Origin of the sequence: Archangium lipolyticum (assembly GCF_024623785.1) — a bacterium.
In the GTDB taxonomy this organism is placed as follows: domain Bacteria; phylum Myxococcota; class Myxococcia; order Myxococcales; family Myxococcaceae; genus Archangium; species Archangium lipolyticum.
In genome coordinates this window covers 160662-182330 of record NZ_JANKBZ010000025.1, presented here as the reverse complement: position 1 = coordinate 182330, position 21669 = coordinate 160662, and the positions used below count along the sequence as shown (strand labels likewise).

The window sequence follows — 21669 nt, the reverse complement described above, 5'->3', positions numbered from 1 at the left end:
CGTCTCGGGGGTCCACCTCGGCCATGCTTCTGCTACACCACGTCTGCCGTCCCCTTGTCCAGCACCACTTCTCCGGTCACCTCCCCTCTGCCTCCTCATCAACCGAGCCTGGGCGGTGAACGGTTACGTTCGAAGTATGCCCCTTTGGAGGAGCAGAACCCGTGAACGGATGAGAGGGTCTCCGTCTGCGCTCGCGTGCCCCGTGCCCGAGCCTCGGCTTCCACCTGCTCCACCCCCCTCACCCTTTCAAGGACTTCTCGGACCGGAGCCGGTCGACCGCGAAATCGACGAAGGAACGCACCCGCGCATGGGCACGCCGGCCCTCCAGGTACACGACGTGGATCGGAATGGGCGGAGGCTCGAAATCCGCGAGCACGATCTGGAGCTTCCCCGAGAGCAGCTCCGGGGCGATCTGATAGGAGAGCACCCGGGTCACCCCTCGCCCGGCAACCGCTGCCGCGATCGCGACCTCGGCGGTGTTGACGATCAGTTGCGTGGGTGGGCTGACCGTCTGGACCCTCGTCCCCGACGCGAACGACCAGGGCTGCTGTGAGGCGGTGGACGAGAACGTGAGCGCGTCGAAACGCGACAGCTCGGCCGGAGTGCGTGGGACGCCGTGCTCGGCCAGATACCGGGGGGATGCGCAGACCACCCGCCGCACCGAACCCACCCGGACCGCGCTCAACGACGAATCCGGTAGATGAGCGATCCGCACGGCGACATCGAGCCCCTCATCCACGAGGTCCACGACGCGATCGACGAGCAGCGTTCTCGCCGTGACGTGCGGATGGCGGGCCAGGAAGTCGAGGAGGATGGGCGCGACGAACATCCGCCCGAACATCATGGATGCTGTCACCCCGAGTTGCCCGCGTGGCTCGGTATGGGAGCCCGCTGCCGACGCCTCGGCCTCCTCGAGTTCCCCGAGGATGCGCTTGCAGTCCGTGAAGAACCGGCTGCCTGCCTCCGTCAGGCGCACGATGCGCGTCGTGCGATGAAGCAGGCGGGTGCCAATCCGCTCCTCTAGCGCGGCGATGGCCCTCGTCACGGCTGGCGGCGACATCGCGAGGCGCCGGGCCGCGGGCGCGAAGCCTTCTTCTTCCGCCACCGCGACGAACACGCGCAGGGTCTCGAGCCGGTCCACACCATCATTCCGCGACGTGGAACGGTGCATTGTCAAGAACGCGCATTCCGTTCGCGGGCGGCAACGAGCATCTTGCCCATCGAAAGCGAGGCTCATCGCCCATGACCGTCCCCGTCCGTCCCCTCCGTCTCCATCGCCACGCACTGTCCGGCCATTCGCACCGGGTCGAGCTGTTCCTGTCCCTGCTGAAGCTCCCGTCGGAGCTCATCGACGTCGATCTCGCCAAGGGGGAGCACAAGACCCCCGGGTTCCTGGAAAGGAACCCGTTCGGCCAGGTGCCGGTGCTCGAGGACGGGGAGGTGACGCTGGCCGACAGCAACGCCATCCTCGTCTATCTCGCGACACGGTACGACCCCTCGGGGCGTTGGCTTCCGCGAGAGCCGGTCGCGGCCGCGCGGGTGCAGCAATGGCTCTCGGTTGCGGCCGGGCCGCTCGCGTCGGGTCCCGCGGCGGCGCGCCTGGTCGCCGTGTTCGGCACGAAGCTCGACGCCGAGCGCGCGAAGGCGATCGCCACCCAGCTCTACACGGTGCTCGACCCGTATCTGGCCAACAGGAGCTTCCTCGCCGAGGACGCACCGACCCTCGCCGACGTGGCGCTCTACTCCTATACCGCCCACGCCCCCGAGGGTGGCGTGTCCCTGGAGCCCTACGGCAACGTCCGGGCGTGGCTCGCGCGTATCGAGGCGTTGCCCGGCTTCGTGCCGATGCGGCGGACGCCGACGCAGTTCGCGGCCTGAGCCATCGAGCGTGTCATGTCCCAGAGCACTCCACCGAACGCTCCCGGTGCACCGCTGCCGGGTTGGTCCCACGAACGGTCGCCATTCCACGCCGGCGAGCAGGCCGTCCAGGAGCGGGTCGGGATGCGTGCCCGCCTCGAGCAGATCGGGCGCAAGGTCGTCCGCTCGTTCATGCCGGAGCAGCATCGCGAGCTGTTCTGCAAGCTGCCCTTCCTGCTCGTCGGCAGTCTGGATGGTGAGCGGCGTCCATGGGCCTCCATCCTCGTGGGCCGACCGGGCTTCGTGGCCTCGCCCGACCCGCGGACGCTCGTGGTCTCCGCGTTCCCCGGTTTCGGAGATGCCCTGGGCCAGAACCTCCTCCCAGGCGCGCCCCTGGGCCTTCTCGGTATCCAGCTCGAGACGCGCCGCCGCAACCGGATGAACGGAACGGTGGTGGAGCTCGGCGAGGGCCGTTTCGTCGTCCGGGTCGAGCAGAGCTTCGGCAATTGCCCGCGGTACATCCACGCACGGGAGCCCGTCTTCGTGACCGAGCCCTCCCGTGTCACGGAGCCGAGACCCGTGCGGAAGGAAGGCCCGTTGCTGTCCGGTGCGAGCGTCGAGCTCATCGACCGCGCGGATACGTTCTTCATCGCCACGGCGTCACCGGCCGCGCGCGGTGACGAGCCGGTCGAAGGCGTCGATGTCTCGCATCGCGGCGGCAGGCCCGGCTTCGTGCGAGTGACGCAGGAGGCCGGCCGCACCGTCCTGACGGCCCCGGACTTCAACGGCAACCTTCATTTCAATACGTTTGGCAACCTGGTCCTCAACCCGCGTGCGGGCCTGTTGTTCGTCGACTTCGCCACCGGTGGGCTCCTCTCGCTGACCGGCGAGACCGAGATCGTCTGGGATGGGCCCGAGGTCGAGGCCTTCACGGGGGCGGAGCGGCTCCTGCGCTTCCGCGTCACGGAAGGCACGTGGATCGAGGACGGCGTGCCGTTGCGATGGTCCGAGGCGCAGCCCGCTCCGCAGCTCGGCGCCACCGGCTCCTGGAAGGGGCTCGGGCCGCGTTAGCGCGCGGAGGGTGCGGAGGCCCATGTGGAGATACCCGCCTCACTCGCCCTTGGAGGCTCCGCCGTTCACGACCGCATATGCACGCACCGGAAACGTGCCCATTTCGTGAACCCGTGGGGGCGCGGCGTGGAACCGGAATCCGTCCGTGGAAAGCTGCTCCAGCCCACACAGGTGCTCGACGATGGGAATGCCTGCCTCGAGCAACCGCGTGTGTGCGGGCCGCGTGGCATCTCCCATGTCATCGATGTTGACCGAGTCGATGCCAACGAGCCCAGCTCCCTGCTCGGCCAGCCAGACCGCCGCGTCGCGGGTGAGGAATGGTGCGTCGGTACCGTAACGCTCGGTGCCCCAGTGCCGGTCCCAGCCCGTGTGCACGAGTACCGCGCGACCCCGCACGTCGTACGGCGGGAACACGTTCCGGTTGATGGCGCGGTCGCGACTGTCATTCACACGCACCACGAGGCCCGGCAGGTCGGCCACCTTCCCGAGAGGAATCGCCGCGAGGTCCGCGCCCCCAGCGAATCGATGGAATGGCGTGTCGAGGTACGTGCCCGTGTTCGCGACCATCGAGATGCGACCGATGTGGAACTCGGTGCCCTCCGCATAGCGAGCCCGTGAGGACTCCCGCGTCAGGTGCTCGGTTATTTCCGGACCTGGAAGCCCCGGGTAGGTGACCATTCCATGGCGGATGACATGGCTCAGCTCCACCAGCCGCCGAGGTTCCGTGCGCGGCTCGGACCCGCTCATCCCCCGCGAACCCTTGTGAGGCTCGCGAATCAACGCCTTGTGGCGGATACGGACCTCTCCCACCATGAGCAACCCGAGGTGCCGCACGAGCGCCACCGCAAGCGCATCGTCATCGATCTCCGTTCCAGGGATGTCGAGGCGGAAGCCCTCGACCTCCAACCAGCCTCCGTTCTGGAACTCCACCTTCGCATCGAACTGCACGCGCCATTGCCCGGTCATGGGAGCCATCTACTTCCAACCCACACAGTCGCGCTCGGGCTTCATGTCGGTCGGGTCGCCGACCTGCTCCGGCGCAGGATGGCGCTGACGGAAGGTGAAGGCGTGCGGCGTGGGTCCGTTTTCGCGCAGATGCCTCAGACGCTCCATCGCTTCTTCCGCCGTCGGAACATGGCCGGCCGGAATCCACCACATCACCTGATGCGCCTCCGCCGGATGCTCGAACCACTCGCGCCGGCGCGCCATCACCTTCGTGTGCGGCGTGCGGTAGACGTACTCGAACAGCTGCTCGACCGACTCCCAGACCGACATGTTGACGATGAGGTTGGGATCGTCGCTGACCTTGATGTCGGTGGCATTGCCCTCGTCACTCTTGAGGCGCCAGATGAAGCCGGGAGAGGCCTCGGCGAGCGCGTTGATGTGGTCGAGCGCCGCCACGAAATCCGCGAGCTGCGGGCTGTCGAGCGGTGCGACGGCGCGAGCGACATTGAGTTGGGCAATGTGCCAGGTCTTCACGTGTCCTCCAGAATCGAAGAGCCCCCATCCTGCTCCCGCCCGGCGGCCAAGAACAACAGCTTGGAATGTTTCAACGGCCCCAAACAGCACATCGCCACGGAGATGGACCTCTCCGTGGCGTGCACGGGTCCGCGTCGGCACGTTGGGTCCAGGCGCGCATCCCAGCCTTCCTCCATGGGTTGGCCCTGGGGCAGTGCGGACAGGAGCGCGATGGGCTCCGTGGCAGGCATCTCGCGGGCGAAGGGCCCCATCAGCGGCTGGGTCTCCAGGAGGTCGCTGCCCGGGGCGGCGTCCTCCGCTCCAGCGCGTCCTCCAGAGGGACGTCCCAGCGCGGCTCCTCCTCTGGGCGATTCAGGCGCGCGAGGCGCCCACGATCCTTTTGAGTCCAAACGGACAGCAGCGCATAGGACAGATGGGGCCGCCCTGCGGACCTCCGCTCCTTCCCCTTCTGGCTCCGCCCTGATGGAGGGAGCGTTGTGCCCCCCCTGCTTCCCGGATAGCAACCGAGCTATACTTCATCCGCCATGTGGAACGGGGCCACAAGCGCTTGATTGCTGAATACGGCGGAACCAAATGAGCAACATCGTAGGGAGTGGACAAGCATCGACTGGCGGCGGGATGGGCAATCCGAAACAGCCCAACCGCATCGTACAAGCGACCATTCGCGCTGCACAAGCAATCAAAAACACATTCTCGCTGCCAGCACCTCCAAGCCCAAGCACCACCCCAGCCGGATTGTGTGCCTTCTGTGGAAACAGCCTGGCAATGGAGAAGGGGCGGTGCACCGAGTGTGACTCCGATCAGACATTCTACTATCGGCCTGGGTGGAGGATTGCACGAGAGTTGGCTGGCCTGTTGGTCATCCCCATGGGGTTCGCATTGGCCGCCCAACTCTACTCTTGCCACGAAAAAGCACGACAGGCGGAGATTGACAATCTCCGCGAGGAGGGACAACTCCTCTCAGGATTGATTCAAGATGCGACGGCAGTGGATGTTGCCGCTGCGCGTCTTGCTGAGCCCTGCTTGACGACTGATGACGCCGAACCGCAAGTGGCGCCAGGAAGTGCGTGCACAAAAGAAATCCATGATCGATGGGCGGCATTTGACAGTGCATTGGTGACGCTAGCCTGGAAGATCGGGGCAATGCCGATGAAAGAGACAACCTACACTCGCTGGCACGAATTTCGATTGCATTATTTTGGAGGTCAGTTGCCAGACGGTGGGACATTCATCAGCAACAACGCTCTCGAACTTCGGGATGCTCTCTTTGGGCGAGATGCAGCGGGAAGAGAAGTGACTCAGGGGCTGCAATCCTGCGTTGGGAAGGCGTACTTCGATGCGAACTGCGTCGCGGCTGCTACGTTTGCCCAGTCAGCCGCTGTCCGCCTTCGAGAGGCATTCAAACCATTCCTCTGCATGCTTCTTGGAGAAGCCAAGTTGCATCGGATCCGGGTAGCGAAACTGCAATCGGACAAACTGAGCCAGGACGCTCTTGCCAGTTACACGCGACAGGCATCCGCTTGTTCGAAGTATGCCCCTTTGGAGGAGCAGAACCCGTGAACGGATGAGAGGGTCTCCGTCTGCGCTCGCGTGCCCCGTGCCCGAGCCACGGCGGGGGCGCCACCTCCAACTCCACCGGCTCGGCCCATTCCTCGGCCAGGCGCCCCTCTCCCAAGGCCATGTCCTCGCGTCCCCGTTTGCTCCAGCGCCTCGTCCAGCCTTGCGCTGTCACCTGGCTGAAGCCATCGGCGCCGTAGAACATCGCCCCCGTGCGCTGCGTATCCACGCAGTGGGCCGCGGTGAGCACCTTGGTGGGGCGCACCAGGGTGCCCGTGCACCTCCCCTCGTCGTTCAGGTAAGGTGGACCCCTGAGGAGATCCGATATGAGAAGTCTTTCCAAAACAGCGCTGAAAGCCCTTCCCGTAACGCTCATCATCATGCTGACCGCCGCGGTGGCCGTCGCGCAAAAGAAGAACAGCTCAGGCAGCAAGGGCATTTCCATCAAAGGAAATGGAGTTTTCAGCTATTACAACGACGCGGGTTACGGCGCTTGCGGCACCCAGATCAACGCCGCCGCGCAGGAGTTGGCATCCGTGTCCCATGTATACTGGACGGCTGCTTCCCCCGAAAATGATCCTCTCTGTAAGAAGTGCGCCAGGGTCACGTACAACGGGAAGACAATCACGGTGCCGGTGAAGGATAAATGCCCGGGGTGTAACGCAACCACCATCGACCTCAGCCTGCCAGCGTTCCAGAAACTCGCCCATACGGACGTTGGCAGGGCCAAAGGCGCGAGCTGGAGCATTGTCGACTGCTAATCAGCCGGGTGGCGTAGGCATTCATTGTGGACAGTACCGCCCCTGTCAAGCGGCGGACAGGACCCCTGAGGAGCACGTGCCCCACGCCCCTGGCGTGCCCATGGAAGAGGCATGGACTGCTCTTGCGATGTGGTCGTCCTGGGGGCCGGGGCCTCGGGGCTCGCCGCCGCGGACCGGCTGGCCCGCGCGGGTCTCCGCGTGGCCGTGCTGGAGGCCCGTGAGCGCCCTGGTGGCCGGGTGGACACCGTGCGAGATGCCGTGGACGGAACTCCCCTGGAGCTGGGTGCGGAGTTCATCCACGGCAAGCCCTCCGTGCTCCTGAAGCTGGCCCGGCGCGCCGGGGTGAAGGTGGGCACGTGCAACGACAAGCACGCCCTCCTCTGGCGCGGCAAGCTGGCGGAAGGAGACACGTCCTTCGACTTCCTGGAGGATCTCGCCGCCGCCGAGCCCCCGGACCGGCCCGTGAGCCAGTTGCTCGCCGAGCACGCGGGCGACTGGTCCGAGCTCGAGGCACGCATGGCCCGCTCCTACGTGGAGGGCTTCTACGCGGCCACCGTGGAGACGGCCAGCTCACTCGCCATCGCCCGCATGGAGCGCGCAGCGGAGCAACTCGGAGGCATCGCGCCCTCGCGCTCGCTGCAAGGCTATGACCGGGTACTGGAGCCGCTCGTCCGAGGGTTGATGCGCCGGCCGGAGACCCTCTTCTTCAATGCCGTGGCCGAGCAGGTGCGGTGGTCTCCCAAGGGAGTCGAGGTGCGCGCCCGGACGCGCGAGGGTGTACCCCTGGGAACCTTCCGCGCCCGCCGGGCCGTGGTGACGCTGCCCGTGGGCGTGCTCAAGGCCGCCCCTCCCGAGCCCGGCGCGGTGCGCTTCGTTCCCCACCTCCCTGATAAGGAGCGCGCCCTCGCCCGGCTCGAGATGGGGCCACTGATGAAGGTGCTCCTGCGCTTCCGCTCGCCCTTCTGGAAGGAGCGCGAGGACACCCGGCCCTACGGCTTCTTCCATGCCCCTGGCCAGCCCCTCCCCACCTGGTGGACGCTCGAGCCCCTGCGCTCTCGCTACCTCGTGGGCTGGTCCGGTGGCCCCGACGCCGAGGCGCTCTCCCGGCTGCGCGAGGAGGAGGTACTGCGGCAGTCGCTGGAGGTGCTCGGGCGTCTCTTCAAGCTCCCCCGGCGCGCGCTCCACGAGCGGCTCGAGAGCTGGCGCGTCCAGGACTGGCAGCGCGAGCCCTTCACCCGCGGAGGCTATTGCGTCATCCCCGCTGGGGCGGTGGATGCCATGGAGGTGCTGGCCCGGCCGGTTCAGGACACGCTGTTCTTCGCCGGCGAGGCCACCCACCTCGAGGGTGAGGAGGGCACCGTCCACGGGGCGCTGGCCACCGGGCTCCGCGCGGCCCGCGAGGTGCTGGGGCGGTAGCCGCGCTCCGCGCCCTATCCCTTCTGCTCGAGGTGCCTCAACAATCCCAGGAGGCCCAGCACATAGCTCTGTTTTCCAAACCCACCGACCTGTCCGATACACACGGGCGCAATCACCGTATGCCCGCGGAAATCCTCACGGGCATGGATGTTGGACAGGTGGACCTCGACGGTGGGCAGGGCCACCGCGCTCAGGGCATCCCGGATGGCGATGCTGTAGTGGGTGAATCCTCCCGGATTGATGAGGATGCCCTGGGCCGTATCCATCGCCGCCTGGATCTTGTCGATGATGGCCCCCTCGTGATTGGACTGGAAGAACTCCAGCTCGACCGGGTGCCGCCGCGCGACCTCCGACAGGAGGTGGTTGATCTCCTCCAGGGTGTCGGAGCCGTAGATGCTCCGCTCCCTTCTTCCGAGCAGATTCAGGTTGGGACCATGGATGACAAGGATTTTCGCCACGGTTCTTCCTTTCGAGGACCCGCGGGCGGCGTACCACACGATCGTTGGAGCAACAATCGCCCCCGGGGCGGAGTGACTCGTCTCCTGGGATGAACAGGCTCTCGAGGTAAGCGCTTCGAGCCTGCTCGTACCACCCTGCGGGGAGACCTGTACGGAAGTCGCTCTGTCTCACGGATGGATACGACCTGGCAGGCTGGGCCCATGTAGCGCGGGCATGCGCCGTGTCCAGATTGGGTTCCGTGAATCCCCACACCAAGAGCGGGAACTGATTCCAATCATCGTTGGCTTCCAAAAGGAAGGTAGCGAGACATGCGCTTCAGCTTCGAAGAGAGATTGCGGACCCTGCGGACCCCTCCTGTCATCTCCAACTACTTCTCCGGGGAGGGGCAGGCGGACACCATGCTCCCCGAGAGCCTGGCCAGGTATCAGCTCGAATCACTCAAGGCCATTGTCAAACGGGCGTACGAGCATTCGCCCTTCTATCGGGAGAAGCTGACCCGGGCCGGGGTCTCTCCCGGCGATATCGAGCAACTGGAGGATCTCTCCCGGCTCCCCTTCCTGACGAAGGACGAGCTCCGCGGACGGCCCTGGCTCCTGCTGACCTGCGACAAGAAGGACGTCGTGCTCGTCCAGGTGTCCACCGGAACCACGGGCGGTGAAGAGATCTACATGGCGTACACGTGGAATGACTACCTGCTCCACGATCTCTCTCCGCGGTACGCGAAGCTGTTCCCCGTTGGACCGGGCGACGTGTGTCTGAATGCCCTTCCTTATGAGATGAGCACGGCGGGGCTCGCCTTCCACAAGACCTTCATGGATGGTTACCAGTCCACGGTCATCCCCGCCGGCAAGGGAGGCGCCTACTCCACACCCGCCAAGACCCTCAAGATGATCAGGGATTTGCGTCCCTCGGTCGTCGTCACCAGCCCCTCCTGGTCCATGATCCTGGCCGAGGAGGCGGCCAGAGGCTCGTTCGACCTGACGAGCCTGACACTCAAGAAGATGTGGCTGACGGGCGAAGGCTGCTCGCCTGCCTTCCGCAAGCGCGTGGAGAAGATCTGGGGGACCACGGCCAACTACTTCTACGGCTCGCTCGAGTGCGGAGTGCTCGGAATCGAATGTGATGAGCACAACGGGTACCACCTGGCCCAGGCCCACGTCCTCATGGAGATCGTGGACCCCAGGACCGGGGCGAGCCTGCCGCCAGGGCAGATCGGAGAGATCGTCGTGACGGCGCTCCTGCGCTACGACAGTCCGATCATCCGGTTCCGCACGGGAGACCTGGGCTGCCTGGAGACCGCCCCGTGCGCTTGCGGCTCAACGCTCACCCGGTTCCACATGAAGGGCCGTGCGTTCGATCAGATCCACTTCCGGGGCAAGCCGCTCTCGCCCTTTTTCCTGGAGGAGTTCCTGATGCGGATGCCCGAGGTCGGCAACTGGTTCCAGTTCGTCATGCCGGCCTCGGACAGCGCGCGCATCAAGATCCGCTGCGAGTTGGCGGAGGGGGTCCAGCCCTCCGCGGAGCTGGCCGCCACGCTCGCCAGCAGGATGGAGGCCTCGACGGGCCTGCCCTTCGACATCGAGCTCGTCGATCGCCTGCCCCGCCCGACGGCCAAGGCGGTCCGCGTCGTCCGTGAGTGATTCACCCCACCACCGGAGGAATCCATCCATGATCATCGATGCCCACGCACACGTCTCTCCCACCACCTATGGCTCCACGGATCAATACCTGGAGGTGCTGAGCCAGAGTGGTATCGACCAGGCCGTCATCTGCCCGGGCGGCATGCTGGATGTGAGAAAGATGAGCGAGTTCGTGTCTGGCCAGAAGAAGCCAGACACGGTGCCGAAGAACGACTACGTGGGCCAGTGGGTCCAGTCCAGTCCCAGACTGATCGGGATGGCCTGCGTGGACCCGAGCGATCCCCAGGCCGTCGAGAAGCTGGAGCAATACCTGGAGCAGGGGTTCCGGGGCCTGATGGTGTCTCCCCTGGTCCACAAATTCTCGTTCCCGGATGACATGATGGGCGAGCTGGCCACGCTGTGCGGCGAACACGGCGTTCCCATCGTCTCCCACAACGGGTGGAGGCCGGGGGCGAACACCCCCGACTACGTCCAGCTGGCCAGGAAGTTCCCCCGCACGAACTTCATCCTGGAGCACATGGGAGCGCTGCCCACCGACGGGGAGGCCACGGACGCAGCCGCCAGGCTGGACAACTTCTTCCTGGAGACGTCGCTCGGCAGCTACCTGCACATCGTGGAGACAGTGAAGAGGACCGGGGCGAGCAAGGTGATCTTCGGCTCCGAGTACCCCCTCTCCCACCCGGCCCTGGAGATGACGAAGATCCTCCTGCTTCCCATCTCCGCTGATGAACGCGAGTGGATCCTGGGCGGCAACATCCGCGAGCTGCTCCACCTGAATTGAACCACAGGGGAATCACGACCCATGGCCACGTCAGAACGCCTGGAGATCATCAATCAAGTGCTGCGGCATGCACGAGGCTCCGCCTTCTACAAGGAGCGCCTGCCGGGAACACCGCTCCGCTCCTGGGAGGAATTCCAGCGGTTGCCCTTCACGACGAAGGAAGACCTGCGTCGGCAGTCACCGCACGGCCTGGTCTGTGTTCCGAGCCAGGAGTTGCTGCAATACCACGAGTCCTCCGCGACGACCGGCGCTCCCGTCTCCGTCTGGTACAGCGGAGAGGACCTGGCGGAGATCCAACGGCGGTTCTCGGAGTGGGGTGTCGGATTCATGCCCGGGGACCGGGTGCTCATCCGCTTCCCCTATGCCCTCTCCACCATCGGACACTTCGTCCATGCCGCCGCCCAGCACAAGCGGGCCTGCGTCATCCCCGCCGACAGCCGGACGACCATCACCCCGCTGCCTCGCGTGGTCGAACTGTTGCGGAAGTTGCAGGTCACCGTCCTGGCCACCATCTCTCTCTCGGCGGTGATGATCGCCGAGGCAGCGGAGATGGCGGGGTTCGACCCCCGCCGCGACTTCCCCCACCTGCGGGCCATCTGTTGCGCGGGGGAGCCCCTGACCCACTGCCGGCGCCAACTGCTGGAAGAGCTCTGGGGTGTCCCCGTGTATGACAATTATGGGATGACCGAGACGGGTCCCCAGGCCATGGATTGCCGGGAGCAGCAGCTCCATCCCTGGCAGGGCCACTTCTGGATGGAGGTCCTGGACGAGAAGCTGGAGAAGCAGGTGGCACCGGGCGAGACGGGATACCTGGTCGTCACGTCCCTCACGCGCAGGGCCTCGCCGCTGATCCGCTACCTGACCGGGGATCGCGTCCAGCGCCTGGAGCGGCCCTGCGGGTGTGGTGAGAGCTCGACCCTGCGGATCCGCGGCCGGGTGGAAGACCTGCTGTGGAGTGGGGGCAGGCCACTCGATCTCTGGGAGCTGGAGGAGATCGTCTCCCAACTGCCCAGCCGGCGCTTCTGGCGCGTGTCCTCCGAGCCAGATGGAAGGCTGCACTTCGTGGTGGAGAAGGAGCGGGACGGGGACTCGCTGCGGCCAGCCCTGCTGTCCCGGTTGGAGGAGCACCATGGTGTCCGATTGGAGGTGGACCTGGTCCCCAAGGGGACCCTCTACGACCGCAAGGAGCCGGTCTCATTCGGAATGACAGGCAAACCCATCTACGTGTGCGCGTCACAGCCCAAGCCAGAACACCGCTCGTGACGGAGCGGCTCTGATCCAGACGAAATCTCCGCCCGCGTCACTCATCCCGGCACCCCTCGTGCCGCGGGCGGAACACATCCAATGTGAAACGCCGGGGGAGATGAACCATCATGACCGCGATCAGCACCAGCAGTGTGGGTGATGTCATCAACATGCAGAAGCGCGAGCGCATCCGGCTCGAGCGCATCGAGGGAGACCGCAACCGGGCGGAGGAGAGCCACGCCCTCATCGTCTGGTTCGATACGGCCGGGCTGGCTACTCCCAATGACGGCGAGGGCATGCTCGCGCGGGTGGTCAACCTGGCCTACACCGGCGTCGTCCTCTACCCGGACAACCTCGCCGCGCTCGCGCCCGCCATCCCGGCGCGCATGCTCAAGGTCTACCAGGCGCGGAGCCTCGAGGACCTCGAGCGGCTCCAGGCCCTGCCGCAGGGCGGCCAGGACTTCGTGGTGGCCAGCCCGGACGTCCAGGTGCTGGCGAAGGCGGCGGAACAGGGGCTGAAGACGTGCTACCGGGCCTACGTGGATGACGGGGCCAGCCTGCACGCGTCCATCCAGGAAGGCGTCCATCACGCCTACCTGATGATCCGCTTCAGGGATCCCACCAACATCCCGCTGGAGCTGGTGATCGCCTCGCTGCAGGCCACGCACACCGTGCTCATCAAGGAGATCAACACCCCGACGGACGTGGACGACGCCATCGTCACCCTGGGCGTGATGGAGGTGGGCGCGGACGGCGTCATGTTCTCGCCGCGCTCCCACGAGGCGCTGAGCGAGTTCGTCTCGCGGCTCAGCCGGATGGAACGCACGGCGGTGAAGCTGGAGGTGGCCACCCTGGTGCGCAGCGTGCCCATCGGCATGGGCTACCGCAGCTGCATCGACACCACCACGCTCTTCTCCCCGACGGAAGGCATCCTGGTGGGCTCCACCTCCCAGGGCGGAGTGCTGTGCTGCCCCGAGGTCTTCTTCCTGCCGTACATGGAGCTGCGCCCCTTCCGGGTGAACGCCGGGGCCGTGCACAGCTACGTCTACAACTTCGGCAACCGCACGGACTACATGAGCGAGCTGCGCGCGGGCTCGCCGGTGATGATCGTCGACCGCTCCGGGGCCACGCGCCGGGGCAGCGTCGGCCGGATGAAGACGGAGGTCCGCCCCCTGCGCCTCATCGAGGTCGAGTTCGCGAGCGGCGAGCGCATCAACGTCATCATGCAGGACGACTGGCACGTCCGGATCTTCTCGGACGAGGCGAAGCCGCTGAACATCACCGAGCTGAAGCCCGGGGACAAGGTGCTCGCCCACCTGGCCCTGCCCGGCCGGCACGTGGGCATCAAGGTCGACGAACACATCATCGAGACCTGAGCTCCTCCCCCGCTCCGACACCTCATTCCAATCACTGGAGAACTGTCATCATGAATGGAGTCGCCAAGCAGATCCGCTGGTCGCACTTCCTGGACCGGCGGAGCGGACGGGGGATCATCGTCCCCATCGACCATGGATTGTCGATAGGGCCGGTGGAGGGGCTGGCCAGCGTGGAGCAGGTGTCCCGTTGGATCGGGCACTCGGGCATCACGGGCATCATCGCCCACAAGGGCATGGTGGAGCGGCTCGGAAGCCACGGCCTGCTGAAGGGGCTCGGCGTCATGGTCCACCTCAATGGCATGATGTCGCTGGCCTCGATGCCGGATCGCAAGGAGCGGTTGACCTCGGTGGAGGCGGCGCTCCGTCTGGGAGCGGATGCGGTCTCCGTGCAGCTCAACTTCGATGGGACGAATGACGCTCACAACCTGACCCAGCTCGGGGCGGTGGTGGACGAGGCCCAGCGCTACGGCATGCCCGTGCTGACCATGCTCTATGACAAGGTCGCTTGCGACGGGCAGGAGCGCCGCCTGAGCAGGCTGCGTCACCTGATGCGAGCCTGCGTGGAGCTGGGCACGGATGCGCTCAAGCTGGCCGCGCCCGATGATCTCTCGCTGATGCCCACGCTGCTGGACGGCATCCGGGAGCACACCGCCGTGTTCTTCGCGGGTGGGGCGGTGCGCTCGGAGGAGGAGATCCTCATGATGGCCCAGGAGGTGGTGAGCTGCGGCGCCACCGGGCTGTGCGTGGGGCGCAACATCTTCCAACGGGAGTCCGCCCGCGCCACCCTCACCCGCCTGCAGGAGGTGGTCCTCGGGAGTCACGACCCCGTGCTGGAACCGACCGTCTCCTGGTCCCTCCCCATTCGCTCCCAGGTCCGGTGGTCATCGGTGGCGGAGGAGGTGGTGAAATGAAGCCCACGGTGATGCGGGCACCTCTGGGTGGGTGGGCAGTCCAGAGCCCGCGACGCCCCCTGCTCGTCAAGAAGTTCGGCGGTACGTCCGTGGCGAGCATCGAGCGCATCCGGAGGATCGCCCGCCTCGCTCTGGAGAGTCAGCGGGTCGGCAACGACGTGGTGGTGGTGGTCAGTGCCATGGCTGGCGAGACGGATCGCCTGCTGAAGCTGGCCCACCAGCTGCTCCCCATACCGGACTCCCGGGAGCTGGATGTGCTCGCGTCGACGGGGGAGCAGGTGTCGGTGGCGCTGACCGCCCTGGCCATCCAGGCGGAGGGAGGACAAGCCTTCTCCCTGTTGGGGCACCAGCTCCCGGTGCTCACCGACAGCGCTTTCACCCGGGCCCGTATCCAATGGGTGGAGCAGAGCCCCATCCGCCGAGCCCTCGGGCGGGGGCAGATCGCCGTGGTCGCCGGATTCCAGGGAGTGGATCCCGAGAGAAACATCACCACCCTGGGGCGTGGCGGTTCGGACACCACGGCGGTGGCGGTGGCGGCCGCACTGGAGGCGGATGTCTGTGAAATCTACACGGACGTGGACGGTGTCTACACGGCCGATCCCCGTATCTGTCCCGCCGGCCGGAAGCTGCGCGCCGTTCCCTACGAAGAGATGCTCGAGCTGGCTTCCCTGGGGGCCAAGGTCCTCCAGGTCCGCAGTGTGGAGATCGCCATGAAATACGAGGTGCCCGTGCACGTACGCAGCACGTTCTCGGAGGAGGAAGGGACCCGGATCATCGCCCGGGAGCAGATGCTCGAGGCCCGGAGACTGACGGGGCTGGCCTGCGAACGGGGTCAGGCCCGGGTGGAGCTGCTCGGCGTGGAGTGCCGCCCGGAGCTGGTGGCGGAGCTGGCGGACCTGCTGGCCGAGCTGAACGTGAGCGTGGACATGCTCTGCCATGCCCAATGCGGACCGGAGAGCTCCCGGTCGGACATCGCCTTCAGCCTGCAGGAAGGAGAGCTGCTCCGCGCCCGCAAGGACCTGGAGCAGTTCTCGGACAGGCTGGGAGCCCGTGAGCTGCGGGTGTCGGGCGGCCTGGCCAAGGTCTCGCTGGTGGGCATCGGTCTCCGCTCGGATCCGGGAATCGCCGCCCGGCTGTGCCGCGGCCTGAACCAGCAGGGCATCCCCGTGTCCGGCCTGGTGGTGAACGAGCTGAGGATCAGCTGCCTCCTCCGGGCGGACGTGGCGGATCAGGCCGTCCGGCTCCTGCACGACCTCTTCGGGCTCGCCGGCGACACGTCCGTCGAGCCCCTCACCTCCAGCGCGCCCGCCTGAGGGGTGGACGCGTGAGGAGTACGCACCGGGCGCCCCTTCCTTCGGGGCGGCCCGGTGCGGCATCAGTTGGGGTGGTGGCCACCCATCGAGCCTGGCAGCACGACCTCCTGCAGTTCCATCATGCCCAGATCCTCGTGGTCCAGGATGTGGCAGTGCATCACGAATCTGCCGATGTAGCGCTCGTAGCGGGTGCGTAACTCGAAGGTCTGTTCCGGCCCCACGAAGAGGGTGTCCTTCCAGATGTCCTTTCCATTGCCCAACACCACCTGGAAGGGATTGACGTGGATGTGGAAGGGATGGCCCTGGATGGGTGAGGAGGAGACGATCCACCTCTCCGCCGCTCCCAGCTCGAGACGGCGGGGAGGGGCGTTCGGATCGAATGGCTTGCCGTTGATCAGGAACTTGGGCGGATTGACACTGAGATCGAAACTGAACGCCACCCGCTGCTCACCGGTGAGCTCCTCGTTCTTGATGGGCTCGAAGGGCACCAACTTCTCCAGCGCCTTCTCTTCGGGCAGTGGCATCGGGACGACGCTCCTGCCCTCCACCACGATGCGAGCCAGGACCTTGCGCGTCTCCGCCACGCCATTCAGCGAGCGCTCGGGGGGGCTCGCCTCGTCCACCAGCAGCCACGTCTCCGGACCGAGGCCAGCCCTCACCATCACGTCCACCCGGTAGCCGGGGAACATCTCCGTCTCCTGGACCTCGTCGAGACGGCCGGTGGTGATGCCATCGTGCGCGATCTGGTACTGGTTCATCACGGTCTGCGGCTCGTTCTCGCGCACGAGTCTGAGGTGGAGCGACTCCATGGTGCCCCCGTGGATGAACCTCCAACGCTGCACCTCGCCCGCCCTCATCTTGAAGGTGGGCAGGAATTCACCGTTGATGAGGGTGCGCAGGCCGGACTGCTCCCAGCGCCCCGGGATGAACACCTGGGCGCTCTCCACCATGTTGGCCTGTTTGCCTGGCTCATAGGGATCATTGATCAGGGCATAGGGGATCTGCTGGAAGAGGAAGATCTTCTCCTGGGCGGCCTTGATTTCGGGAACCTCGTCGATGTCGCCGCGGACGATCAGGGCACCGGCCAGACCACTGGAGACCTGGAGAGCCACCGAGCCGTGCTTGTGGGGGTGGTACCAGAAGGTACCCGCGGGGTGGTCGGCGGGAATCTTGATCTCGAACTCGAACTTCTGATGGGGGCTGATGGCCAGCAGCACGTTGTCCGAGTTGCCCACGGGAGACACGTGCAGCCCGTGGGTGTGGAGGTTGGTGGTGTTGAAGCCATGCGGGATGTTGGGATCGGAAGGGGGGGGCTGCAGTTCCGGCGGGAGATGGTTCTCCAAGAGGACGTGCAAGGTGTCCCCGGGCCGCACCTCGATGGTCGGTCCGACGAGCCCGCCGTTGTAGGAGCGCAACTTCACGATATCCCACTCCTTGCAGATGCCCTGCTCCATGACCCGGCAGATGCGGTTGGTGGCATACTTGACCTCCAGCTGCTGGGAGATGTCCCGGGTCGGCTGGGGCCAGGGCCAGGGCCGTGGTTTCTTGGGAGCGGCACTGGCCACCGGGCCCGCCAGCACTCCGGCGGTCAGCAGCAGGAGGCCGTAACTCCAGAGAGTCCGTAGCCACCGCTGCGTTGGATGACACACGGCGCGAACGCGCCGCTCTCGCTCTTCGCCAATCCGCTTGCTCTCGAGCCCCAAAGCCATTCCTACACTTTCTCCCTCTGGCATCCAGCCAGACAGGGAGGCGCAAGGTAGAATGGCTCCAGAACCTTCATCAGACATAAACGCGGGAGTTTTACCTGGCGGACTGCCACAGCGTGTTCGAGCGGAAAGTCCCTTCCCCAACGCCTTGAATTCGATAATCGATTGCCCCACGGCCCGAGGAGTTGGGGCAGGAATGCGCGCATTGCTCACAACCCCGAAAGGAAGCTGTCGAGCACGGTGTTGAACTTCTCCGGCTGCCCCGAGCTGGGGGTTCTCGCACCAAGAAGGAAGCACTGGGCCAGCTTCCCGAGGGCACACTGGGACGCACCTTCGTGGGCCATCTACTTCGCCCAGAGCGCGAATTCGAGAGCGCCAGGCCCTCCTCGATGACCGTCCAGGCCTGAGGCCGCGGCCCCAGCGCCCTCCACGCTCAGGGCACGCCGTCCTGGACCTGCGCCTCGTTGCCCTTGCCGTGATGCCCGCAGCCGCACGCGGGTTTCTTCTCCGCGTCGGCGGTGGCGGCATACGAGCAATGCGGACACTGACAACCCTTGCCCGCCGCGGCCTGCGCGGAGCCGTCCTCCGCACTGGCGTGGCGCGAGCAGCGGCAGGCCTTGAGCTCGCCCTGAGCCACCTGCGGGGTGGTGCTGGCGGCGGCGTCCTCACGGGATGCCGTCTGGCTGGTGGCACAGCCGGTAAGGATAGACAGGGTAGACGTGGAGAGGACCAACAACAGCGTGCGTACGCTCATGTCGTGACTCCTTCGGGTGAGAAGGGGGAATCACGAAAGGATGCCAGAAACGCCAGATGAAAGCGCATCACCCACCCCGCGAATCCCGTGGCGATGAGTCAGGCAGTGAACCTTGTCGCCGCAAATCCTTGCGAGAACCCAGAGGAAAGGGGCTCCCCCTCGCGGGAGATAGCCCCCGAGACGTCAAGCCGCGCGGGCGCGAGCTACCAGGCCCACGGGTCATACACCTCGGCCGCCATCCAGGCTGCCGCTGGACACCAGCACCTTGCCACCGGGCAGCAGTGTCGGATCCATGACGAGTGAATGCGACGTCCGTCCCGCTTTCCTCATTCCCTCCCCTCCTCCCACGGCGATTCGTCGGGTATCGGGAGAAGCGGGCTCGCGAGTGTTTCCCACCCGGCAGCAGTCCTTCGCCACACCCGCTCAGGGGACCACCTCGTAGAGGTGCGGCTCGAACTTCTCCACCAGCGCCGCTGCGGCCCACATGTGCGTCTGCGCCTTCGGGTCGCGCAGCATGGCCTCGAAGTGTGCGCGGCTCGCCCACTCCAGCCCCCGGTGGATGTACGCCGAGATGAACCCCGGCAGAATACGCAGGTAGTTGGAGGTCCTACCGGCTCTTGCTGCTTCGCGTGGCCGTGAAATCAATACCTGGAATCGCCGCTTGCTTGGTAGAGGAGACCTGCCTTTCCGCCGTCTCGTCCATCAGGAGCAGCGACACCATGCGTGGTCATGAGTTTTTCCCGATCCATTGGCAACAGGGATTGGGTGCGAGTCTTGCCGTGTGGCTGGTTTTCACGGCGCTACAGACCTCCTGCTCGGGGCAGGTCGAGCCCCAGACGCGAGATGACGCGGACGCGCTGGCTCTCCAGAGCACCCGACAGGAGGTAGTCAACGTAACCACCGCGGGTGCGGCACAAGCCGCGGACCTCGCCTTCCTCGCCAGCGGCACGTCCTTACGGACCTTCTACGTGAGCAAGAGCGGTAGCAACACGGACTGTCTGTCCAGGGCCACGGCCTGCCGTACGCTCACCCGGGCCCTCTCCTTGATGACCCGGCCGGGCGACAAGGTCATCGTGGTGGGAGCGTCGACGCCCTATTCCGAATCCGTTTCGATCAACCCCGACCGCGGTGGCACCGCCGCGAATCCCAAGTACATCCTCGGCGAGACGTCGAACGGGTACCGCGCGGTGATCGCCCCGTCGAACGGAGCGGCCCTCTCCTTCAACTCGTCCTACTGGGTCGTCGACAACCTCACCATTGATTGTCAGGGGGCCGTCGGCCCCGGTGTGCATGTCCTGTCGTCCAATTTCCTCAACCGCACGCCCACCTCGGCGCATCACGTCGCCCTCCGGAACCTGCGGATCTCCCGGTGCCAGAGCTCCGCCATCGAGCTCCGGTACGCGGAGGATGTCCTGGTCGAGGGCAGCGAGCTCACCAACAACCGGAAGACCGACACCACCGGCTACCGCCTGGGCTCCCATGGTGTCACGCTGAACAAGGGCACGAAGCGGGTGCTGCTCCGCAACAACAAGGCCACGGGCAATTCCGGCGATGGAGTCCAGTGCCAGGGACGTGAGCAGGAGAGCGACCTCGACGCCTACTGGGACGTCCGCGACCTCACCATCGAGAGCAACGAGTTCGCCAACAACGACGAGAACGCGGTCGACATCAAGTCCTGCCAGGGCGTCTCCATCATCGGCGCGAACTACTTCCATGACCACAAGGCGGAAGAGGACATCGAGGCCGAGCCCAGGTTGAGCGCGAAGTCCTGCGGAGGGAGCGCCATCCTCCTCCACTATGCCGCCCAACGGGTCCTCATCGAGGGAGCGCAGCTCGCCTGGAGTGGAAGGGGCATCACCGTGGGCAACGAGTACTTCGAGGTCACGGACGTCGCCATCCGGCGCAATGAGCTCTACGGCATGAACCAGACCCGGTGGCAGACTCCCAAGGGGCTCTGGCGGGTCAACTGCGGTGATGGAATCGCCGTCAACCGTGGCTCGCGCATTGACATCTACCACAACACCCTGAAGGACATCGCCCACTCGGGCATCCTCGTGGGACACGACACCTACTACCGCGGCGATGCGAGCGGACCGAACACGGTCCTGGGCCCGGCGAATGCGGTGCGTGCCTGGAACAACATCCTCTCGGACGTGAAAGGACTGCCCGCCGTCAACCGCTTGAATGGGACGCAGCTCGCCGGAACGGAGGGAGGGTTCCTCGACTACAACGTCGACAATACGCCGGGCCGGTACAGTGATTACAACCTCTATCACGGGGCGCGGGCCGCCCTCTTCCGGCGCTCGGCGGGGCTGACCGCCACGACCCAGACGTCCGCGCTCGTGAACCTGGCCACCTGGCGGGCGCAGACAGGAATGGACCCTGCCCCCACCAGCCTCGAAGCGGATCCCCGGTTGGTCCATGGCAATGTCTCCACCAGCAGTGGTTGGCGGTATCGCTGGCACATCCAGTTGGGTCAGGGCTCGTTCGCCCTCGACAGCGCCCTCGTCGATGCCGGAAACACCGGGACGCACTGCGCTGGCGGTCCAGACCGTGGCGCCTACGAGAGCGATTGCAACGCGGGCGGGGGCAGCGGCGTGTTCAAGGCGGCGGACGGGAGCTGCCTCTCCATCAGTGAGGATGCCGTCTCCGTCGATAGCACCTGCTCGCCCTACTCCTCACAGGTCCAGAACGCGGAGCTCCAGCTCGAGACGGTCGCGGAGAACGGGTGCCCTGTCCGGGGTGGAGCGGATGCGCCCCTGACCCCCTTGGTTCCCGGCTACTGCAACCCGAACATGCCGTCTCCCGAGTCCTCCACCTGGTATTACTGGGCGACGCTTGGCAACGAGTTGAGCGAATGCCTCTTCAACGAGCGACACTACCCGCAGGGCGATGCCGAAATCCACCTGGGCAGGTGTGATGACGTTCCCTCCGTCTTCAGGTTCGACAGGGGACAGATCTACGTACAGCCCCGGGACAGCCTCGTGCCTCGTGGTGATTGCATCTACTACGACCCGTACGGATACGACGAGGTGGCGGTGGATGAGTATGGCTGCTGGCGCCCGTCCGAATGGGAGGTGCGGAGTGATGGCTCGATCTACAATGTCTCCGCGGGAAGGTGCCTGGCCACGGATTGGCAGTACGGTCTGGTCATGGCGGACTGCGACGGCCACCCCTCCCAGATGTGGTCCTGGTCCGGCACCCTCCGCAGCCCCGGTGGCCACTGCGTGGAGACCTACGACACCCCCGAGGGGACCCGGCTGCGCCTCAACGCCTGTGACGACTCCGCGGCCCAGCAATGGAGCTACGTGGGCCTGGACTGAGTGAAGCGGCCGGATGACGA

19 protein-coding genes and 1 pseudogene are annotated in these 21669 nt (G+C 65.9%); 12 read left to right on the top strand and 8 right to left on the bottom strand.

Annotation, left to right across the window (positions count from 1 at the left end; all coding sequences use genetic code 11):
* Positions 1-238 precede the first annotated feature (238 nt).
* Positions 239-1141, bottom strand: a complete 903-nt coding sequence (locus NR810_RS37750) for a LysR family transcriptional regulator (protein WP_257459692.1) — start codon at positions 1139-1141, stop codon at positions 239-241.
* A gap of 101 nt (positions 1142-1242) precedes the next feature.
* On the opposite strand from NR810_RS37750, the gene NR810_RS37745 reads away from it, so the two are divergent.
* On the top strand, positions 1243-1878 hold the full coding sequence (locus tag NR810_RS37745; protein WP_257459691.1) for a glutathione S-transferase family protein: 636 nt from the start codon (positions 1243-1245) through the stop codon (positions 1876-1878).
* 123 nt (positions 1879-2001) lie between these two features.
* Positions 2002-2928, top strand: a complete 927-nt coding sequence (locus tag NR810_RS37740) for a pyridoxamine 5'-phosphate oxidase family protein (RefSeq protein WP_257459690.1) — start codon at positions 2002-2004, stop codon at positions 2926-2928.
* 39 nt (positions 2929-2967) lie between these two features.
* Here the strand turns inward: NR810_RS37740 and NR810_RS37735 are convergent, their stop codons facing one another.
* Positions 2968-3894, bottom strand: a complete 927-nt coding sequence (locus NR810_RS37735) for a cyclase family protein (RefSeq protein ID WP_257459689.1) — start codon at positions 3892-3894, stop codon at positions 2968-2970.
* Between the two features lie 9 nt (positions 3895-3903).
* Entirely contained in the window at positions 3904-4407 is a 504-nt protein-coding gene (locus NR810_RS37730) for a DUF3291 domain-containing protein (RefSeq protein WP_257459688.1), read from the bottom strand.
* A 573-nt stretch (positions 4408-4980) separates the two neighbouring features.
* Here NR810_RS37730 and NR810_RS37725 point away from each other — a divergent pair.
* Positions 4981-5967 carry a hypothetical protein gene (locus tag NR810_RS37725; RefSeq protein ID WP_257459686.1) on the top strand — a complete coding sequence of 329 codons (987 nt, stop codon included), beginning with the start codon at positions 4981-4983 and terminating at the stop codon, positions 5965-5967.
* A 199-nt stretch (positions 5968-6166) separates the two neighbouring features.
* On the opposite strand, the pseudogene NR810_RS52900 reads toward NR810_RS37725, so the two are convergent.
* Positions 6167-6340: pseudogene (locus tag NR810_RS52900) on the bottom strand (trypsin-like serine protease); the annotation flags it as partial.
* Between NR810_RS52900 and NR810_RS37720 the strand changes: the two are divergent.
* Both NR810_RS37720 and NR810_RS37715 read left to right on the top strand, forming a co-directional pair.
* Positions 6291-6725 carry a cysteine/serine endopeptidase inhibitor gene (locus tag NR810_RS37720; protein WP_257459685.1) on the top strand — a complete coding sequence of 145 codons (435 nt, stop codon included), beginning with the start codon at positions 6291-6293 and terminating at the stop codon, positions 6723-6725. The pseudogene NR810_RS52900 and the gene NR810_RS37720 overlap by 50 nt on opposite strands.
* Positions 6726-6836: 111 nt before the next feature.
* The gene (locus tag NR810_RS37715; protein WP_257459683.1) at positions 6837-8141 is read left to right on the top strand and encodes a flavin monoamine oxidase family protein; all 1305 of its coding nucleotides are present in this window, start codon (positions 6837-6839) and stop codon (positions 8139-8141) included.
* A gap of 14 nt (positions 8142-8155) precedes the next feature.
* On the opposite strand, the gene aroQ is transcribed toward NR810_RS37715, so the two are convergent.
* Positions 8156-8599 (bottom strand): type II 3-dehydroquinate dehydratase, encoded by a 444-nt coding sequence (gene aroQ, locus NR810_RS37710; RefSeq protein WP_257459682.1) that lies wholly within the window; start codon positions 8597-8599, stop codon positions 8156-8158.
* A 309-nt stretch (positions 8600-8908) separates the two neighbouring features.
* Between aroQ and NR810_RS37705 the strand changes: the two genes are divergently transcribed.
* The 6 genes from NR810_RS37705 to NR810_RS37680 all read left to right on the top strand — a co-directional run bounded on the left by NR810_RS37705 (position 8909) and on the right by NR810_RS37680 (position 15866).
* Positions 8909-10240 carry a phenylacetate--CoA ligase family protein gene (locus tag NR810_RS37705; protein WP_257459680.1) on the top strand — a complete coding sequence of 444 codons (1332 nt, stop codon included), beginning with the start codon at positions 8909-8911 and terminating at the stop codon, positions 10238-10240.
* 28 nt (positions 10241-10268) lie between these two features.
* A complete protein-coding gene (locus tag NR810_RS37700) occupies positions 10269-11021 on the top strand; it encodes an amidohydrolase family protein (RefSeq protein ID WP_257459679.1) in 753 nt (250 codons plus the stop codon).
* A gap of 21 nt (positions 11022-11042) precedes the next feature.
* Complete coding sequence (locus NR810_RS37695; RefSeq protein WP_257459678.1) at positions 11043-12284, top strand: phenylacetate--CoA ligase family protein; 1242 nt, start codon at positions 11043-11045, stop codon at positions 12282-12284.
* Positions 12285-12394: 110 nt separating this feature from the next.
* Positions 12395-13642 (top strand): 3-dehydroquinate synthase II, encoded by a 1248-nt coding sequence (locus NR810_RS37690; protein WP_257459677.1) that lies wholly within the window; start codon positions 12395-12397, stop codon positions 13640-13642.
* A gap of 50 nt (positions 13643-13692) precedes the next feature.
* Complete coding sequence (locus NR810_RS37685; RefSeq protein ID WP_257459676.1) at positions 13693-14553, top strand: class I fructose-bisphosphate aldolase; 861 nt, start codon at positions 13693-13695, stop codon at positions 14551-14553.
* Positions 14550-15866, top strand: coding sequence for an aspartate kinase (locus NR810_RS37680; RefSeq protein WP_257459675.1), 1317 nt, complete (start codon positions 14550-14552; stop codon positions 15864-15866). The genes NR810_RS37685 and NR810_RS37680 overlap by 4 nt, the downstream gene beginning before the upstream one ends.
* Before the next feature lie 62 nt (positions 15867-15928).
* Here the strand turns inward: NR810_RS37680 and NR810_RS37675 are convergent, their stop codons facing one another.
* The 3 genes from NR810_RS37675 to NR810_RS37665 form a co-directional block, all read right to left on the bottom strand.
* Entirely contained in the window at positions 15929-17575 is a 1647-nt protein-coding gene (locus tag NR810_RS37675; RefSeq protein WP_257459674.1) for a multicopper oxidase family protein, read from the bottom strand.
* A 430-nt stretch (positions 17576-18005) separates the two neighbouring features.
* Positions 18006-18326 (bottom strand): hypothetical protein, encoded by a 321-nt coding sequence (locus tag NR810_RS37670; RefSeq protein WP_257459673.1) that lies wholly within the window; start codon positions 18324-18326, stop codon positions 18006-18008.
* A 423-nt stretch (positions 18327-18749) separates the two neighbouring features.
* Positions 18750-18971 (bottom strand): hypothetical protein, encoded by a 222-nt coding sequence (locus NR810_RS37665; RefSeq protein WP_257459672.1) that lies wholly within the window; start codon positions 18969-18971, stop codon positions 18750-18752.
* 134 nt (positions 18972-19105) lie between these two features.
* On the opposite strand from NR810_RS37665, the gene NR810_RS37660 reads away from it, so the two are divergent.
* Positions 19106-21649: a right-handed parallel beta-helix repeat-containing protein gene (locus tag NR810_RS37660; RefSeq protein ID WP_257459671.1), complete on the top strand. Its 2544-nt coding sequence runs from the start codon at positions 19106-19108 to the stop codon at positions 21647-21649.
* The last annotated feature ends 20 nt before the right edge of the window (positions 21650-21669 follow it).

Excerpts from the sequence above, each read along its gene's own strand:
- NR810_RS37745 (WP_257459691.1), top strand. The coding sequence starts at position 1,243 with ATGACCGTCCCCGTCCGTCCCCTCCGTCTCCATCGCCACGCACTGTCC.
- NR810_RS37740 (WP_257459690.1), top strand. The coding sequence starts at position 2,002 with ATGCGTGCCCGCCTCGAGCAGATCGGGCGCAAGGTCGTCCGCTCGTTC.
- NR810_RS37735 (WP_257459689.1), bottom strand. The coding sequence starts at position 3,894 with ATGACCGGGCAATGGCGCGTGCAGTTCGATGCGAAGGTGGAGTTCCAG.
- NR810_RS37725 (WP_257459686.1), top strand. The coding sequence starts at position 4,981 with ATGAGCAACATCGTAGGGAGTGGACAAGCATCGACTGGCGGCGGGATG.
- NR810_RS37720 (WP_257459685.1), top strand. The coding sequence starts at position 6,291 with ATGAGAAGTCTTTCCAAAACAGCGCTGAAAGCCCTTCCCGTAACGCTC.
- NR810_RS37715 (WP_257459683.1), top strand. The coding sequence starts at position 6,837 with ATGGACTGCTCTTGCGATGTGGTCGTCCTGGGGGCCGGGGCCTCGGGG.
- NR810_RS37705 (WP_257459680.1), top strand. The coding sequence starts at position 8,909 with ATGCGCTTCAGCTTCGAAGAGAGATTGCGGACCCTGCGGACCCCTCCT.
- NR810_RS37700 (WP_257459679.1), top strand. The coding sequence starts at position 10,269 with ATGATCATCGATGCCCACGCACACGTCTCTCCCACCACCTATGGCTCC.
- NR810_RS37695 (WP_257459678.1), top strand. The coding sequence starts at position 11,043 with ATGGCCACGTCAGAACGCCTGGAGATCATCAATCAAGTGCTGCGGCAT.
- NR810_RS37690 (WP_257459677.1), top strand. The coding sequence starts at position 12,395 with ATGACCGCGATCAGCACCAGCAGTGTGGGTGATGTCATCAACATGCAG.
- NR810_RS37685 (WP_257459676.1), top strand. The coding sequence starts at position 13,693 with ATGAATGGAGTCGCCAAGCAGATCCGCTGGTCGCACTTCCTGGACCGG.
- NR810_RS37680 (WP_257459675.1), top strand. The coding sequence starts at position 14,550 with ATGAAGCCCACGGTGATGCGGGCACCTCTGGGTGGGTGGGCAGTCCAG.
- NR810_RS37675 (WP_257459674.1), bottom strand. The coding sequence starts at position 17,575 with ATGGCTTTGGGGCTCGAGAGCAAGCGGATTGGCGAAGAGCGAGAGCGG.
- NR810_RS37670 (WP_257459673.1), bottom strand. The coding sequence starts at position 18,326 with ATGAGCGTACGCACGCTGTTGTTGGTCCTCTCCACGTCTACCCTGTCT.